Source organism: Pseudomonas sp. PA-6-3C (genome assembly GCF_021605825.1).
GTDB lineage: Bacteria > Pseudomonadota > Gammaproteobacteria > Pseudomonadales > Pseudomonadaceae > Aquipseudomonas > Aquipseudomonas edaphica.
Map to the genome: position 1 here is coordinate 51,647 of NZ_WKDV01000001.1, position 13,166 is coordinate 64,812.

The 13,166-nt window shown below is 56.3% G+C and carries 18 protein-coding genes; 3 read left to right on the forward strand and 15 right to left on the reverse strand.

Translation table 11 applies throughout. The features are described from left to right. Positions 1–7 precede the first annotated feature (7 nt). From sctS to sctU, 3 genes are read left to right on the forward strand one after another with little or no spacing between them, the layout of a single operon-like run. Positions 8–271 (forward strand): type III secretion system export apparatus subunit SctS, encoded by a 264-nt coding sequence (gene sctS / locus GIW48_RS00240; protein WP_099549214.1) that lies wholly within the window; start codon positions 8–10, stop codon positions 269–271. A 10-nt stretch (positions 272–281) separates the two neighbouring features. Continuing rightward, on the forward strand, positions 282–1,070 hold the full coding sequence (gene sctT / locus GIW48_RS00245) for a type III secretion system export apparatus subunit SctT (protein ID WP_099549215.1): 789 nt from the start codon (positions 282–284) through the stop codon (positions 1,068–1,070). Continuing rightward, entirely contained in the window at positions 1,067–2,164 is a 1,098-nt protein-coding gene (gene sctU / locus GIW48_RS00250; RefSeq protein WP_099549216.1) for a type III secretion system export apparatus subunit SctU, read from the forward strand. Before sctT ends, sctU begins: the two co-directional genes overlap by 4 nt. Here the strand turns inward: sctU and GIW48_RS00255 are convergent, their stop codons facing one another. The 15 genes from GIW48_RS00255 to GIW48_RS00325 all read right to left on the reverse strand — a co-directional run bounded on the left by GIW48_RS00255 (position 2,165) and on the right by GIW48_RS00325 (position 13,136). Beyond that, a complete protein-coding gene (locus GIW48_RS00255) occupies positions 2,165–2,536 on the reverse strand; it encodes a transcriptional regulator (RefSeq protein WP_138450775.1) in 372 nt (123 codons plus the stop codon). It lies immediately after the preceding gene. After that, positions 2,533–2,736 carry an HrpT family type III secretion system protein gene (gene hrpT, locus GIW48_RS00260; protein ID WP_017137653.1) on the reverse strand — a complete coding sequence of 68 codons (204 nt, stop codon included), beginning with the start codon at positions 2,734–2,736 and terminating at the stop codon, positions 2,533–2,535. Before hrpT ends, GIW48_RS00255 begins: the two co-directional genes overlap by 4 nt. Beyond that, complete coding sequence (gene sctC / locus GIW48_RS00265) at positions 2,733–4,874, reverse strand: type III secretion system outer membrane ring subunit SctC (protein WP_017137652.1); 2,142 nt, start codon at positions 4,872–4,874, stop codon at positions 2,733–2,735. Before sctC ends, hrpT begins: the two co-directional genes overlap by 4 nt. 14 nt (positions 4,875–4,888) lie before the next feature. Then, on the reverse strand, positions 4,889–5,299 hold the full coding sequence (locus GIW48_RS00270; protein ID WP_017137651.1) for a hypothetical protein: 411 nt from the start codon (positions 5,297–5,299) through the stop codon (positions 4,889–4,891). Continuing rightward, complete coding sequence (locus GIW48_RS00275; RefSeq protein ID WP_099549219.1) at positions 5,289–5,522, reverse strand: hypothetical protein; 234 nt, start codon at positions 5,520–5,522, stop codon at positions 5,289–5,291. The genes GIW48_RS00270 and GIW48_RS00275 overlap by 11 nt, the downstream gene beginning before the upstream one ends. 106 nt (positions 5,523–5,628) lie before the next feature. Further along, complete coding sequence (gene sctL / locus GIW48_RS00280; RefSeq protein ID WP_236460582.1) at positions 5,629–6,222, reverse strand: type III secretion system stator protein SctL; 594 nt, start codon at positions 6,220–6,222, stop codon at positions 5,629–5,631. Further along, positions 6,200–6,787, reverse strand: coding sequence for a type III secretion protein (locus GIW48_RS00285; protein WP_236460583.1), 588 nt, complete (start codon positions 6,785–6,787; stop codon positions 6,200–6,202). Before GIW48_RS00285 ends, sctL begins: the two co-directional genes overlap by 23 nt. Continuing rightward, positions 6,777–7,556, reverse strand: coding sequence for a type III secretion system inner membrane ring lipoprotein SctJ (gene sctJ, locus GIW48_RS00290; RefSeq protein WP_017137647.1), 780 nt, complete (start codon positions 7,554–7,556; stop codon positions 6,777–6,779). Before sctJ ends, GIW48_RS00285 begins: the two co-directional genes overlap by 11 nt. 7 nt (positions 7,557–7,563) lie before the next feature. Beyond that, positions 7,564–7,929 (reverse strand): hypothetical protein, encoded by a 366-nt coding sequence (locus tag GIW48_RS00295; RefSeq protein WP_099549220.1) that lies wholly within the window; start codon positions 7,927–7,929, stop codon positions 7,564–7,566. 66 nt (positions 7,930–7,995) lie between these two features. Next, positions 7,996–8,208 (reverse strand): hypothetical protein, encoded by a 213-nt coding sequence (locus GIW48_RS00300; RefSeq protein WP_143521844.1) that lies wholly within the window; start codon positions 8,206–8,208, stop codon positions 7,996–7,998. Positions 8,209–8,319: 111 nt separating this feature from the next. Continuing rightward, a complete protein-coding gene (locus GIW48_RS00305; protein ID WP_017137644.1) occupies positions 8,320–9,264 on the reverse strand; it encodes a sigma 54-interacting transcriptional regulator in 945 nt (314 codons plus the stop codon). A gap of 316 nt (positions 9,265–9,580) precedes the next feature. After that, a complete protein-coding gene (gene ychF / locus GIW48_RS00310) occupies positions 9,581–10,681 on the reverse strand; it encodes a redox-regulated ATPase YchF (protein ID WP_017137643.1) in 1,101 nt (366 codons plus the stop codon). 21 nt (positions 10,682–10,702) lie between these two features. Next, positions 10,703–11,287: an aminoacyl-tRNA hydrolase gene (gene pth / locus GIW48_RS00315; protein WP_010213318.1), complete on the reverse strand. Its 585-nt coding sequence runs from the start codon at positions 11,285–11,287 to the stop codon at positions 10,703–10,705. Between the two features lie 168 nt (positions 11,288–11,455). Beyond that, positions 11,456–12,055 carry a 50S ribosomal protein L25/general stress protein Ctc gene (locus tag GIW48_RS00320; RefSeq protein WP_017137642.1) on the reverse strand — a complete coding sequence of 200 codons (600 nt, stop codon included), beginning with the start codon at positions 12,053–12,055 and terminating at the stop codon, positions 11,456–11,458. Between the two features lie 139 nt (positions 12,056–12,194). Then, a complete protein-coding gene (locus GIW48_RS00325) occupies positions 12,195–13,136 on the reverse strand; it encodes a ribose-phosphate pyrophosphokinase (protein WP_003208392.1) in 942 nt (313 codons plus the stop codon). Positions 13,137–13,166: the final 30 nt, after the last annotated feature.

The window sequence follows — 13,166 nt, forward strand, 5'->3', positions numbered from 1 at the left end:
GTGGCGTATGGAACCGATCGTGCTGTTCAAGCAGGGCATGCTGCTGGTCGTGGTGTTGTCGGCACCGCCGTTGATTGTGGCGGTGGTGGTCGGCGTATTGACCTCCCTTGTACAGGCGCTGATGCAGGTACAGGACCAGACCTTGCCGTTTGGCATAAAGCTGGTGGCAGTGGGTGTCACGCTGGTCATGACGGGGCGTTGGATCGGTGTGGAGTTGATTCAGCTGATCAATCTGACATTCGACATGATCTCTCGCTCTGCGCTGAACTGAGGTCTTGCCTGTGCTGCAGTATCTTGACTACCTGCCCAGCCTGTTGATTGGCATGGCGCGAATCTACCCTTGTGCCTTTCTGGTCGCGGCGTTTTGTTTTCAACATATCCGCGGGATGCCGCGCCACGCCATTGTGGCAGTACTGGCACTGCTGCCTGCACCGGGTATATATGCCACCTTCGCCGACCAGGAACTCTCTACGCTGATGCTCAGCGCGTTGGTGCTCAAGGAGGCGGCCCTGGGGACCTTGCTGGGCGTATTACTGTCGATGCCGTTCTGGATGTTCGAGGCGGTGGGGGCGCTGCTGGATAACCAGCGGGGAGCCTTGGCGGGTGGCCAGCTCAACCCTTCGCTTGGGCCGGATGCCACACCCATCGGGCATCTGTTCAAGGAGCTGGCGATTTTTTTGTTGATGGCCACCCTGGGGCTTGGAGCACTGACGCAGGTGATCTGGGACAGCTACTCGGTCTGGCCGCCTACCGTTTGGTTTCCACTTCCGCACGCCAATGGGTTTGGCATGTTTCTCAACCTGCTCGGCGACACGTTCACCCACATGATGCTCTACGCTGCACCTTTTATCGCGGTGCTGCTGTTGTTGGAGTTTGGCGTTGCCCTGTTAGGACTTTATAGCCCGCAGTTGCAGGTGAGTACGCTGGCCCCACCGGTCAAGTGCCTGGCGGGTATTGGTATTTTGCTGTTGTATTTTGAACTGTTGCAGGACCTGATCGTCGGCCGCTTAAGCCTGCTGGGCGAGCTCAAGCACGCCCTGGGGCTGATGTTCAAGGTGGCGATGCCATGAGTGATTCCGGTGAGAAAAAACACCCGGCCAGTGCCAAGAAACTGCGTGATCAACGCAAGAAAGGCCAGGTTGCCCAAAGCCAGGATGTCGGCAAGCTTCTGGTGCTGACAGCCATCAGCGAGATCGCGCTATGGACCGCTGACCGCAGCCTGCAGCGGTTTCAGGAAATGATGCTGCTGCCGATATCCCGCATCAGCCGACCCTTTGTGTCAGCCTTGGAAGAGGTGCTGCTCGACGCCATGGTGGTGTTTTTTTCCTTTGCGTTGCTGATGGCTTCAGTGGCAATCGCCGTCAAGCTGCTCAGTAGCTGGATGCAGTTCGGCTTGCTGTTCGCGCCGGAAATCCTGAAGTTGGATTTCAAACGCCTCAACCCCCTTAGTCAGCTCAAACAGATGTTCTCCGCCCAGTCGCTGATGAACCTGTTGATGGGGGTCGCCAAGGCGGTGTTGTTAGGCGTGGTGTTGTACGCGGTGATCGGTCCTTCCCTTGGGGCCTTGATCAACTTGGCCAATAGCGACCTGTCCAGTTATATCCTGGCGCTGATTGATCTGTTTCGTTACCTGTTGCATGTGTGCCTGGGCCTGTTGCTGGTGTTGGCACTTCTCGACCTGACGCTGCAGAAACACTTCTTTGCCAAGCGCATGCGCATGACCCAGGTCGAGGTGGTCAAGGAATACAAGGACATGGAAGGCGACCCCCATGTGAAGGGCCAGCGACGGTCGCTGGCGCAGCAATTGGCTCAGGAGGAGCCAAAGGTCAAGTTGCCCAAGCTGGAAGAGTCCGACATGTTGGTCGTCAACCCGACGCACTTTGCCGTCGCGTTGTATTACCGCCCCGGCAAGACACCGCTGCCGTTGCTGGTGGACAAAGGCACGGATGCCGACGCGCGTGCACTGATCAAAAGGGCTAAAGCGGCTGACGTGCCGGTCATTCAGTGTGTATGGCTGGCCCGCACGCTCTACACCAATAAGCTCGGCGCCAGTATCCCTCGTGAAACCCTGCAGGCGGTCGCGCTGATCTACCGCACCTTGCGTGAGTTGGATGATGAAGCCAAGCGCGAAACCCTGGAGTTGCCTGAGCTGGAACAACGCTGATCAACGCGTGGCGCGGGCATCCAATGCATCAAGGTTGGCCAGTGAAAGCAAGCGGCTGACGGCACTATCAAGCGCGTTGTGGTGCGTAGGCAGCGAGCGCCAGATGACCAGGGTCCCTTGGGCGTCGAGATAGACAAAGCAACCGTCGTACCTCACTGCTTGTTCAAAACGTCGCTCCAGTGCCCGCTGCACCTGCCCGGCTTGTAATGCTTCGCGCGCGATGTGTAAGGCCAACCCCGGGCGGGTGCCGGCTTGCAGCGTACACAGGTGGATACCTGGGAGGAGTTGCAGGTGGGCGGCAACGCCTCTGCGCACGTCGGCCAAAAAAACCTGACGATGCAATGCATCGTCAGGCTGTGTCGTGAGTCTCATCGTTCCAGGGAAATGGTCTGGTAGTCTGCCCGCTCCCCAGAGGGGCCGGAGTCTACGCGCATCTCTGGTGGCCACCAGACCACCATTTTGTCACTGCTCGATTGCGGGCGCGTGCAGGAGTCGCCCTTGCAGGTTGGCGTACAGCCGGCGGCGATCATTGCTGCGCCGATCAGGATAATACTCAAGAGTCCGTGCTTCATGGCGTGGTCTTCAAGGGGGCGGTGAGAAGGGAAGGGCGGGGTACGCCGATGTGTTCATCTTTCACAACGGGCCGCATGGCGATAAACACTTCAGCTTCTTCACCCGGTTTAAGCCAGGCGCGTGGCCAGACACTGACCGCCAGCGTTTGTGAGTTGCTGCATTCTTTTTCATCGATGCGCACGTTGCGTTTGATCTGGTTGCGCACGACCACCACCGCCACATTGAACTGCGCGCCGGTATACCACTGGCTGCGCTCGCTGTTGAGCGCCAACAGATCGCGCGTGGCGCACAACGTGTCCAGTTGCAGGGGCATTGGCCCTGCCTTGAAACCGTCTGGGACTTCGCCGCTGACCAGGTGCGCCAGGGTGCTGGTGATATCGCTTCTGTTTATGGGCGGCAGATGGGCGGCTTGCCGGCGCGCCAGAGGCTTGAGGGCAGCCTGCAATTGGGCCTGGTCCTCCTGGGGCAAGTAACGCGAAGGGTCAGATTGGTCGCCGATGACCCGTGGGGTGAGGATGAACAGTCGCTCGCGTCGACTGTTCTGTCGTTCAGTCGAGGAGAACAATGCCTTGCCCAGCAAAGGAATATCGCCCAGGAGCGGCACCTTGCTTTGTTTGTCCTTGTTGTCTGTGACATGGAAACCACCGACCACCAATGAGCGCTTTTCCGCCATTACCGCCTGGGTGCTCACCTTGCCACGGCGAACATCGAGGTCATCGGGCTGTAGGTTGAGTTCGTCGAAGTTACCGTCTTCAATATCCACCACCAAATGGATCTGGTGGCCACCACGGCTGGTGATCACCCGTGGTACCACCTGAAAGCTGGTGCCGACGGTCACGGGTAAAATGGTTGCGTAGTCTCTGCCGGCCTTCAGGTATCGCGTGCGGTTGAAATCGATGACCGCCGGCTGGTTCTCCAGGGTGAGCACGGAAGGGTTGGAGACCAGGGTTGCCAGCCCTTGGGACTCCAGGGCACGTATGTGAGCGTAGAAGCGCCCGGGGTTGCCAATCGACAACTGAGAAGTCGTGCCCGGTGCCACGTTGACGCCGCCGCGCCAGCGGCTGTTTTGAAAGCCCCATTCAACCCCGAACTCTTGCAACTTTGTGCGTTCGATGTCGAGGATGATGGCGTCTATCTCCACCAGCTTGCGTGCAACGTCGAGTTGGGTGATCAACTCGCGGTACATCGTTTGGCGCTCAGGCAGGTCGTAGATCAGAATCGCGTTATTACGCACGTCGGCTTCGACCCGGATTCGGCTGGTTGCGCGTGGGGCGCGAGGGCCGAGTGAGGCGCCCGTCGACAGCCCTCCTGCATTCGTGGGGTTGGCGAGCATCTGCTCCAGCAGAGGGTTGTTCAACCGCGGGACGTTGGGCGTAATCAGGGCCGACGGTGAAGAAGCGCCGGAAGATTGGGTGGCATTGGCGACTGTGGAGGTGGAGCGCGGCTCCAGTAACCCACGCAGCACGCTGGCCACGCCCGCGATGGTCAGCTTCTCTCCGCGATAATCGATGATCCGGTCCGCCGCGTTGGCGTACTTGAGCGGGTAAGTCAGCACGCTCTGTTTTTCATCCGGAGATCTGCGTTGGCTGCTGAACTGTTTGATCTGCTCGATATAGCGTTTAGGACCGGAGACGAGTACAACGCCATCATCCGGCAATTCACCCCAGCCAAATCGGCTGTCGAGCAGGCCGATATCGGTCAGGGCCTTTTTAAGGTCAGCGATCGTTTCCGACGAAACTTCCAGCCGCGCAGACTCTTGCTGATCCAGCGTGCTGATGTACAGGGTGTTGTTGTACAGGTACCACTGGAAGCGGTGTTCGACCCCCAGCCTGTCGAGCATGGACTGGGGAGTATTAGCGCGTATTTTGCCATTGACCACGCCCTCCAGCAGGCCCTCGATTTGCAGTTGGGTGCCGAAGGTCTGGGCGAAGTCTTCGAGCACTTCGCGTACAGGCTTGTACTGGGTTTCGTAGGCATACGCCGTGTTTTTCCATTCCGCTGGAATGGCGGCAAGGGGGCTTTGCAGAGGTATCAACAGGCACATCAGAACTATTGGAATACGCCAGTCGGCGTGTTTGAAACGCGCACAGGGCGAGCTGATAGACAAGCGTAAACGCTTGTAAATGAGGGTGTTCATATAGGATTCTCTAGTTAATAAAACTGCGCACGCAGTGGAGTTGGCCCACATTTTTTGGGCGTTCTGGCCAGCCGCTTGGCCGTGGAACGCCAGGTGTCGCGCTGATTGAGAAGGGATTCGAGTTGGTTAAACAGAACGGCCTGATGGTCTTCCTGCGTGACGCATTGAAGTAGCCAGAGCTGCCCCGTGGAGGGCTCGACTGAAAGCGCTCCCTGAAAGTACGCCAGGCTTGCTCCACCCAGTTGTAGCCAGGTTTCCATTGTTGTTTGTGCGTGCTTTAGCTGATGGGTAAGTTGAGCGCTGAGCAAAAAACACTGCGGGTAACGACGCAGGGTTATGGCGTCGTCGCCCTCCAGCAGCGTGATTTCTTGCTCTGCCCCCGCCAGCCACTGAGTGAGCCGCGCGCTGAAACACTCAGGTCCCATTGAAAATGATTTTTCCCATCTCGGCTCGGTGGCCGAGAACCGCTCCGGCGGCAGTCGTCTGTAGCATCAAGTTTTGTTTCAGCCTGAAGTGTTCACCCAGCAGTGATGAAAACTCTTTCGAGGTTATTTCATCAGGGATGCCCTGACCGAGTTGTTCGAACTGCCGGTTGTTTTTGCTTAAATCCCTGAAGATTTGCCCGCCCTCGCGTGCGTCGAGTTTCATATGCTGATCTCCGTTGAACGTGTATTTTTTATGTGGTTTACCTTTGGGATCCGTTCCACGATTTTTTAAATATCTGGATAAAAAATGCAGCAGGCCGGTTGAGAAGTTAATCCTCTGAAACAAAGTCTGTGTGAGACACCAACAGGGCATTGATCGAAGAGGCCCAGTCGATACGAAAGCTGCCTTCCTCTGCCTCCAGGATCAACATCTGTGGCTGAACAGACTCGTCACACAGCAGGTGCCAGGGCGCTTCGGTGTGTTGATCCAGCCAATGTTCCACATCCGCCTGATCCTGCGGGTTGCAGACCAACTTTGCGCGGATCGCCGGGGCCTGGGCTGCGAGCATTTGCTTGAGCATGGCAGACACCCGTTGAGTGGGCGTTGTGTCCTCGAGCAAGCTGCGAATGGCACTGTGGGTGACTGATGTGGCGATGCGTTCGATGTTGTCGAGGACCGCTTGCTGCTGCGTGTGCCACAGATGCAATTGGCGATTGGCGCGTTGCCAGAACTCATGTTGAGCCTGCAGCAGCAATTGGTCGCGTTGCACATAGGTCTGGCGCAGGATCTCATCTGCCTGAACCTGAGCACTGTTTAACAATTCGGTGTCGCGGGCGCAGTCCGCCAACGTTTCCAAGGGAATCAGCGAGCAGGTCCGTGAAGGAAGCGGCTTGCGTAGCTCAATCGTGCGTTTGCACAACATCGTCCTGGGACTCCTCGGCGAAGGAAAGCACCGGCTCGTTGTTTGACGCGCCGGTGCGCCATATTGCGGCCTTCCAAATAGTTTCAAGCTTGTCGTGGGCATCGATCAGTCGAGGGTTCTTCTCTAGGGCGAGCACCCGATGGCGGTCAAAGCTCAACCGCAGCCGCTGCCACACAGAGGGTTCTACCCAGGCGCGTAGATAGTGCAGGGGGTCTTCAGTGTGGGTTTGCAGGGTGTTGGGCAGCAGTGCCTTGGAAAGGCGTACGCACCAGAGTTGCAGGTCTTGGCTCAATGGCGTGCGGTTCTTGATCTGGTAAACACCGCCGACCAGCGTGAGGATGAGGTCTCTGCGTTGTTCAGGTTCAAGTACCAACTGCAACAGTGCTGGAGACGGTTCGACAGGCAGGCATGGATCAATTCCCAACGCCGTTGCCATTGCCGCGTGCTGGCTCTGGCAGAGTGTTCTCGAATAGGGCACTGAAGGGACGAAAGGCGGCCAGTCATGGGGCGAATCGAGCCATGGGCAGGCCCACCACTTGGCCCAACTGAGGCTGTCATGCGTCATTCGTGTTCGGCTCGGCTTGTTGGGCGCCGCGCGCCTTTTTCACCCAGAACCCCGCTGCAGCGCACCCCACTAACAGGGCGATAAAGAACAATGTCACCATGGTCTGCCAAAAAGCGAGGTCCCCGGGCTTAATCAGAAACGGCCCGAAGTAGGCGAGTTGCTGCTTTTCCTTGTAGGCGGTAGCCGGTACGAAGATCACGGTCAGTTTTTGCGGGTTTGCAACGGCTGTTGTCATGCCCGGTATGCTACTGGCGACCATCCGCCGAATGCGCGGCAGCAAGCTGTCGGGTTCCAGCCGTGGATCATGCTTGATGAAGACCGATGCCGAGGCCGGCTGTACCGGCTCTCCCGGTGCGACCCGCTCGGGCAGTACCACGTGTACCCTGGCGACGAGAACCCCATCGATATTGGACAAGGTCGCTTCCAGCTCCTGAGACAAGGCATAGATATAGCGCGCCCGTTCCTCAAGCGGTGTCGAGATGACACCTTCCTTGCGAAATACGTCGCCCAGCGTAGAGCGCGCAGTCTTTGGTAACCCGGCGGCGGCAAGCGTGTGGACCGCGGCAGCAATATCATCTGTGCGCACGCGAACGACCACGCCGTCTTTCTCCAGCTGTTTTTGTGCCCGAATGTGCTTGTCTGCCAATTCAGCGATTACCTCATTGGCTTCCTGCTCGGATAACTTGCGGTGCAGTTCGACGCTTTCACCGCATCCGCTCAGTACCGATAAGAGGGTCAGCCATAAGAGAATAAAGCGGCAGCGGCGCATGGTTCACCTATTGCAGGTTAGTGGTTTTCTCAACAAACGAAGTGCAGTGTTTTATTACCTTGACGCCGATGTTGAGGATTTCTTTTGATTCAATAATGGTCTGTGTGGCGTCCGCCATTTTCAGCTCGTTTTGGGTCTTGGTATATTCACGCAGGAGCTTGGGGATTTTTTCGTTGTTGGATTTCAACCGCTCTGATTGGCTCACCAGCGACCGACTGTTTCCTGGGGCGGAGGGGGCCGACGGATAGGGATTGTTCTGCTCCAGTGCTGCACTGAAGAAATGCGCGTCGTGGGCGCTATCACTGCTTTTTTCGACGGGAAACACAGGGGCACCTGAATAGGTTTCCCGCTCTTTTTCAAGCGTTGTGCGCATATAAACCTCCCTCAGGAAAATAGACAGGCTTTCTCTATTTAATACACTAGAGAAAGCCTGTGTTGCTTATTGTACTTTGTTAATTACCTGGCTCCACTTGCTGGCAATCGAAGCATCTTTATCCAGCTTTGCCATCTCGAGCGTTTCTTTGTTTTTTTCCTCAGTGAGCGTTTTCATTTGATCAAAAAGTTGTTTGCTGGTAATGCTGCCACCGCTGCCGACTGGAGATGTCATGATTTCACCTTTGGGTTGTCTATCGGATAGTTGAGTATTCGTCATGAGGCATTCGATTAATCGTGCTACATCGTTATTTGATAATCGATGCTCGTACACTGAGTGGCGATGCCTCTGGAAACAGTTCCATCGGCCTATTTCTACTTGTTTCAGCGTTTATTGCACTTCCTGAGCGTGCAAACACGCGTTGAGTGAAACACCCAGTTGCTTCATTCGGTAGTAGAGCGTGCGCTTGGCAACCCCCAGTTCCAACGCCACACAATCCACGCTGTAAGTGTGACGATGTAAAGACTCTTCAATGAGCGTTTTCTCAATACGCTGCAGACGGTCTTTCAGGCCCAGTTCCAGCGGTTCTGCATTCGATGCCGATAAAGGCGGCAGCCCAAGGACAAAACGCTTGGCCGTGGAGCGTAGTTCGCGGACATTGCCCGGCCACGTATGACACAACAACTGCTGGAGCAGTTCGGTTGGGGGGTGAGGGGCTGTGCAGTTGAAGTGCTCCGCCTCTTGTTTAATCATCTCCAGAAACAACGGTACGATACGCTCACGTCGGTCACGCAGCGGCTGCAGCTTGATGTTAATAACGTTCAGGCGAAAATACAGGTCCCGCCTGAAGCTGCCTTGCTCGACCATGTCATGCAGTGATTGTTGAGCGGACGCGATGACGCGCATGTCGACGGGGATGAAGCGTGTTGAGCCCAGCCGTTCAACCCCTCGTGATTCAAGCATACGCAATAGCTTGGCCTGCAGCGAAAGCGGCATGCTGTCGATTTCATCCAAATACAACGTACCCAGGTGAGCCGCCTCGATAAACCCTGCGCGTGATTGTACAGCCCCGGTATAAGCACCACTGTTGACACCGAATAATTGGCTTTCGGCGAGGCTCTCCGGAATGGCGGCGCAATTGACCGCAACAAAGTTACCTCGACGGCCGGACAGGCGATGTATTCGTTGTGCCAGGGTATCTTTGCCAGTGCCGGTTTCCCCCAGCAACAAGATGTCAACATTCAGTGTCGCGGTGCTATTGATCGTGTTCTCAATATCCGAGCCTTCAATGAATGGCGTATCGGTTTCGCTTTCTTTTTGATCGGCGGCCGACATCGGGTGGGTGCTCCACTAGCGTGATTGTTTACGATTAAAAGGCTGTGATTTAGACGGTGTTTGGGCAGAGCGTAAAGTATAAGATTTATCATCGAGTATGCAGGTAAGAGTAAGCCAGGCTTGCGTAGGAAAAGTCATTAACTTGTCGCTTAACGTCACTCGAGGTTGTTGGGCTGTTTTTGTTACGACAAATAGGAAACGTCTTAAGGTTTCAAATAGATAAGAGGATAGCTATTGTCGAAATACAAACAACCGCCCACAAAAAAGCCGATGCAGTGCATCGGCTTTTTTGTGGGCGGCAAAACCGCGATGGCGCTTAGACGTTGAAACGGAAGTGCATCACGTCGCCATCCTTGACGATGTACTCTTTGCCTTCCAGGCGCCATTTACCGGCTTCCTTGGTACCGGCTTCACCCTTGTACTGGATGAAGTCGTTGTAGGCGATGACTTCGGCGCGAATAAAGCCTTTTTCGAAGTCGGTGTGGATCACGCCGGCGGCCTGTGGTGCAGTGGCACCGACCTTGACGGTCCAGGCGCGGACTTCTTCAACACCGGCGGTGAAGTAGGTCTGCAGGTTGAGCATTTCGTAGCCGGCGCGGATCACGCGGTTCAGGCCAGGCTCTTCCAGGCCCAGGGCCTCGAGGAACATGTCTTTTTCTTCGCCGTCATCGAGCTCGGCGATTTCCGCTTCGATCTTGTTGCACACCGGCACCACGATAGCGCCTTCTTCGTCGGCGATGGCCTTGACCACATCCAGCAAAGGGTTGTTCTCGAAGCCGTCTTCGGCAACGTTGGCGATGTACATCACAGGCTTGGTGGTCAGCAGGTGGAAGCCTTTGATCACGGCTTTCTCGTCGACGCCCATGTTCTTCATCAGGCTGCGTGCCGGCTTGCCTTCGGTGAAGTGTGCGATCAGTTGTTCCAGCAGGCCTTTCTGAACCACTGCGTCCTTGTCACCGCCCTTGGCGTTACGCGCGACTTTCTGCAGTTGCTTTTCGCAGCTGTCGAGGTCGGCGAAGATCAGTTCCAGGTCGATGATCTCGATGTCGCGTTTCGGGTCAACGCTGTTGGAGACGTGAATCACGTTCTCGTCTTCAAAGCAGCGGACCACGTGGGCGATGGCATCGGTTTCACGGATGTTGGCCAAAAACTTGTTGCCCAGGCCCTCACCTTTCGACGCGCCGGCTACCAGGCCCGCGATGTCGACGAACTCCATGGTGGTCGGCAGGATACGCTTGGGATTGACGATCGCCGCCAACGCGTCCAGGCGCGGGTCTGGCATCGGCACGATACCGCTGTTGGGTTCGATGGTGCAGAAGGGGAAGTTCTCCGCCGCAATACCGGACTTGGTCAGGGCGTTGAACAGGGTGGATTTGCCGACGTTGGGCAGGCCGACGATGCCGCAATTGAATCCCATGGTGTTTCCCCTCGGTAAGAGTCAGGCCTTCTGGCTGTGCAGGTTTTTCATCGCGCGGTTCCATTCACCGGCGAAGATATCCGGCAGCACGCCGAGGGCAAAGTCGATGCTGGCATCGAGTTTTTCCTGTTCGGCGCGTGGCGCACGACCCAGGACGAAATTTGAAACCATACTGGCAACGCCTGGGTGGCCAATGCCGAGCCGCAGACGGTAAAAATTATTCTGATTACCCAACTGCGCAATGATGTCGCGCAGGCCATTGTGGCCGCCATGCCCGCCGCCTAACTTGAGTTTGGCAACGCCGGGTGGCAGGTCCAGTTCGTCATGGGCCACCAGGATTTCTTCGGGTTTGATCCGGAAGAAGCCCGCAAGCGCCGCGACAGCCTGGCCGCTGCGGTTCATGTAGGTGGTAGGAATCAGCAGACGAACATCCTGACCCTGGTGCGAGAAGCGCCCGGTCAGGCCAAAATATTTGCGATCGGCCACAAGGTTCACACCTTGTGCGTGGGCGATACGCTCAACAAAAAGGGCCCCCGCGTTATGCCGGGTCTGTTCGTATTCGGCGCCTGGATTTCCCAGGCCAACGATCAGTTTAATGGCAGTCACGACAGGGGCCCTTCCTTTGGAGTTGTGGATAACATCGCCGCAACCTGTGTGCGGCGAAAGCGGTCAACAAAAGATCATTTACTCAAGAGTAAACGCCGCGTTATCGCCCGCTTTCTCGCTACGTTCCGGTCCGCGATGTTTCCTCAAGCTCCGACATTACAGAGTGAATTACTCTGCAGCGCCTTCTTCAGCTTCTGGTGCAACGCGTGGAGCGTGAACGTTTGCAACAGCTTTGTCATCACCGTGAGCCAGTGCAACAAACTCAACGCCTTTAGGGGCTTTGAGGTCGGACAGGTGAACGATGTCGCCGATTTCCAGAGCCGACAGGTCGACTTCGATGAACTCAGGCAGGTCTTTCGGCAGGCAGGTCACTTCGATCTCGGCAACAACGTGCGAAACTTCGCCGCCTTTCTTGACCGGAGCTTCTTCACCAACAAAGTGCACAGGCACGATAGCGGTCAGTTTCTGACCGGCTACTACGCGTACGAAGTCAGCGTGCAGCACGTGGCCTTTGGCTGGGTGACGTTGCAGGGCCTTGATGATGACGTTCTGCTTCTTGCCACCAACATTCAGCTCGATGATGTGGCTGTAGGCCGCATCGTTTTCGAGCAGTTTGGCGATTTCTTTGGCCAGCATGCTGATGGATTCAGGGGCTTTGTCGCCACCGTAAACTACAGCTGGAACCAGGCTTGCGAGACGACGCAGGCGGCGGCTCGCACCTTTCCCCAGGTCGGAACGCGCTTCAGCATTCAGAGTAAAATCGTTCATGTTGTATCTCCAAAATAACCACATTCGCCCCAGCGTTTGCGACCAGCGCTAAAGGCGATATGGGCAAAAAAGCCCCGCCCCAACAGAATGCTGGGGCGGGGCGCTTTTCGTCAGTGGGATGTTTCGTAAGGTTTGACCCTTATCGGAACATCGCGCTGATCGATTCTTCGTTGCTGATGCGGCGAACCGCTTCGGCAACTACCGGTGCGATATCCAGTTGACGGATACGCGAACAGGCTTGAGCTGCTGCGGACAACGGGATGGTGTTAGTCACCACCAGTTCGTCCAGCATGGAGTTCTCGATGTTCTCGATCGCTCGGCCCGACAGCACAGGGTGTGTGCAGTAGGCGAAGACTTTTGCTGCACCGTGCTCTTTCAAGGCTTTCGCCGCGTGGCACAGGGTGCCGGCGGTGTCGACCATGTCATCAACCAGAATACAGGTACGCCCTTCGACATCACCGATGATATGCATCACTTCAGAGTGATTGGCTTTCTCACGGCGTTTGTCGATGATCCCGAGGTCCACGCCCAGGGATTTGGCAACAGCCCGTGCACGCACGACGCCACCAATGTCCGGGGACACGATCATCAGGTTTTCAAAGCGCTGGTCTTCAATGTCATCCACCAATACTGGGGAGCCGTAGATGTTATCTACCGGAATATCGAAGAACCCCTGGATTTGGTCAGCGTGCAGGTCAACCGTGAGAACACGGTCGATGCCTACCACGGTCAGCATGTCAGCAACGACTTTCGCGCTGATAGCCACACGTGCGGAACGCGGACGGCGATCCTGACGGGCATAACCAAAGTAAGGGATTACAGCTGTGATTCGAGTCGCTGAGGAGCGGCGGAAGGCATCAGCCATCACGACGAGTTCCATCAGGTTATCGTTGGTCGGAGCGCAAGTCGGCTGAATAATGAAAACATCTTTACCGCGGACGTTTTCATTGATCTCGGCTGTAATTTCGCCGTCGGAGAATTTACCGACAGAGATGTCACCGAGAGGGATATGCAGCTGACGTACGACACGTCGAGCCAGATCGGGGTTGGCGTTCCCCGTAAAGACCATCATCTTGGACACGCGCAGTACCTAGAGGCTGAGGGTAACCTG

What these genes read in the sequence shown, in the direction of transcription:
- sctU (WP_099549216.1), top strand. Translation starts at nt 1,067, where the DNA reads ATGAGTGATTCCGGTGAGAAAAAACACCCGGCCAGTGCCAAGAAACTG.
- ychF (WP_017137643.1), bottom strand. Translation starts at nt 10,681, where the DNA reads ATGGGATTCAATTGCGGCATCGTCGGCCTGCCCAACGTCGGCAAATCC.
- GIW48_RS00285 (WP_236460583.1), bottom strand. Translation starts at nt 6,787, where the DNA reads ATGACGCATGACAGCCTCAGTTGGGCCAAGTGGTGGGCCTGCCCATGG.
- sctL (WP_236460582.1), bottom strand. Translation starts at nt 6,222, where the DNA reads ATGTTGTGCAAACGCACGATTGAGCTACGCAAGCCGCTTCCTTCACGG.
- sctS (WP_099549214.1), top strand. Translation starts at nt 8, where the DNA reads ATGGAACCGATCGTGCTGTTCAAGCAGGGCATGCTGCTGGTCGTGGTG.
- GIW48_RS00275 (WP_099549219.1), bottom strand. Translation starts at nt 5,522, where the DNA reads ATGAAACTCGACGCACGCGAGGGCGGGCAAATCTTCAGGGATTTAAGC.
- hrpT (WP_017137653.1), bottom strand. Translation starts at nt 2,736, where the DNA reads ATGAAGCACGGACTCTTGAGTATTATCCTGATCGGCGCAGCAATGATC.
- sctC (WP_017137652.1), bottom strand. Translation starts at nt 4,874, where the DNA reads ATGAACACCCTCATTTACAAGCGTTTACGCTTGTCTATCAGCTCGCCC.
- sctJ (WP_017137647.1), bottom strand. Translation starts at nt 7,556, where the DNA reads ATGCGCCGCTGCCGCTTTATTCTCTTATGGCTGACCCTCTTATCGGTA.
- GIW48_RS00320 (WP_017137642.1), bottom strand. Translation starts at nt 12,055, where the DNA reads ATGAACGATTTTACTCTGAATGCTGAAGCGCGTTCCGACCTGGGGAAA.
- GIW48_RS00300 (WP_143521844.1), bottom strand. Translation starts at nt 8,208, where the DNA reads ATGACGAATACTCAACTATCCGATAGACAACCCAAAGGTGAAATCATG.
- GIW48_RS00270 (WP_017137651.1), bottom strand. Translation starts at nt 5,299, where the DNA reads ATGGGACCTGAGTGTTTCAGCGCGCGGCTCACTCAGTGGCTGGCGGGG.
- GIW48_RS00305 (WP_017137644.1), bottom strand. Translation starts at nt 9,264, where the DNA reads ATGTCGGCCGCCGATCAAAAAGAAAGCGAAACCGATACGCCATTCATT.
- GIW48_RS00255 (WP_138450775.1), bottom strand. Translation starts at nt 2,536, where the DNA reads ATGAGACTCACGACACAGCCTGACGATGCATTGCATCGTCAGGTTTTT.
- GIW48_RS00295 (WP_099549220.1), bottom strand. Translation starts at nt 7,929, where the DNA reads ATGCGCACAACGCTTGAAAAAGAGCGGGAAACCTATTCAGGTGCCCCT.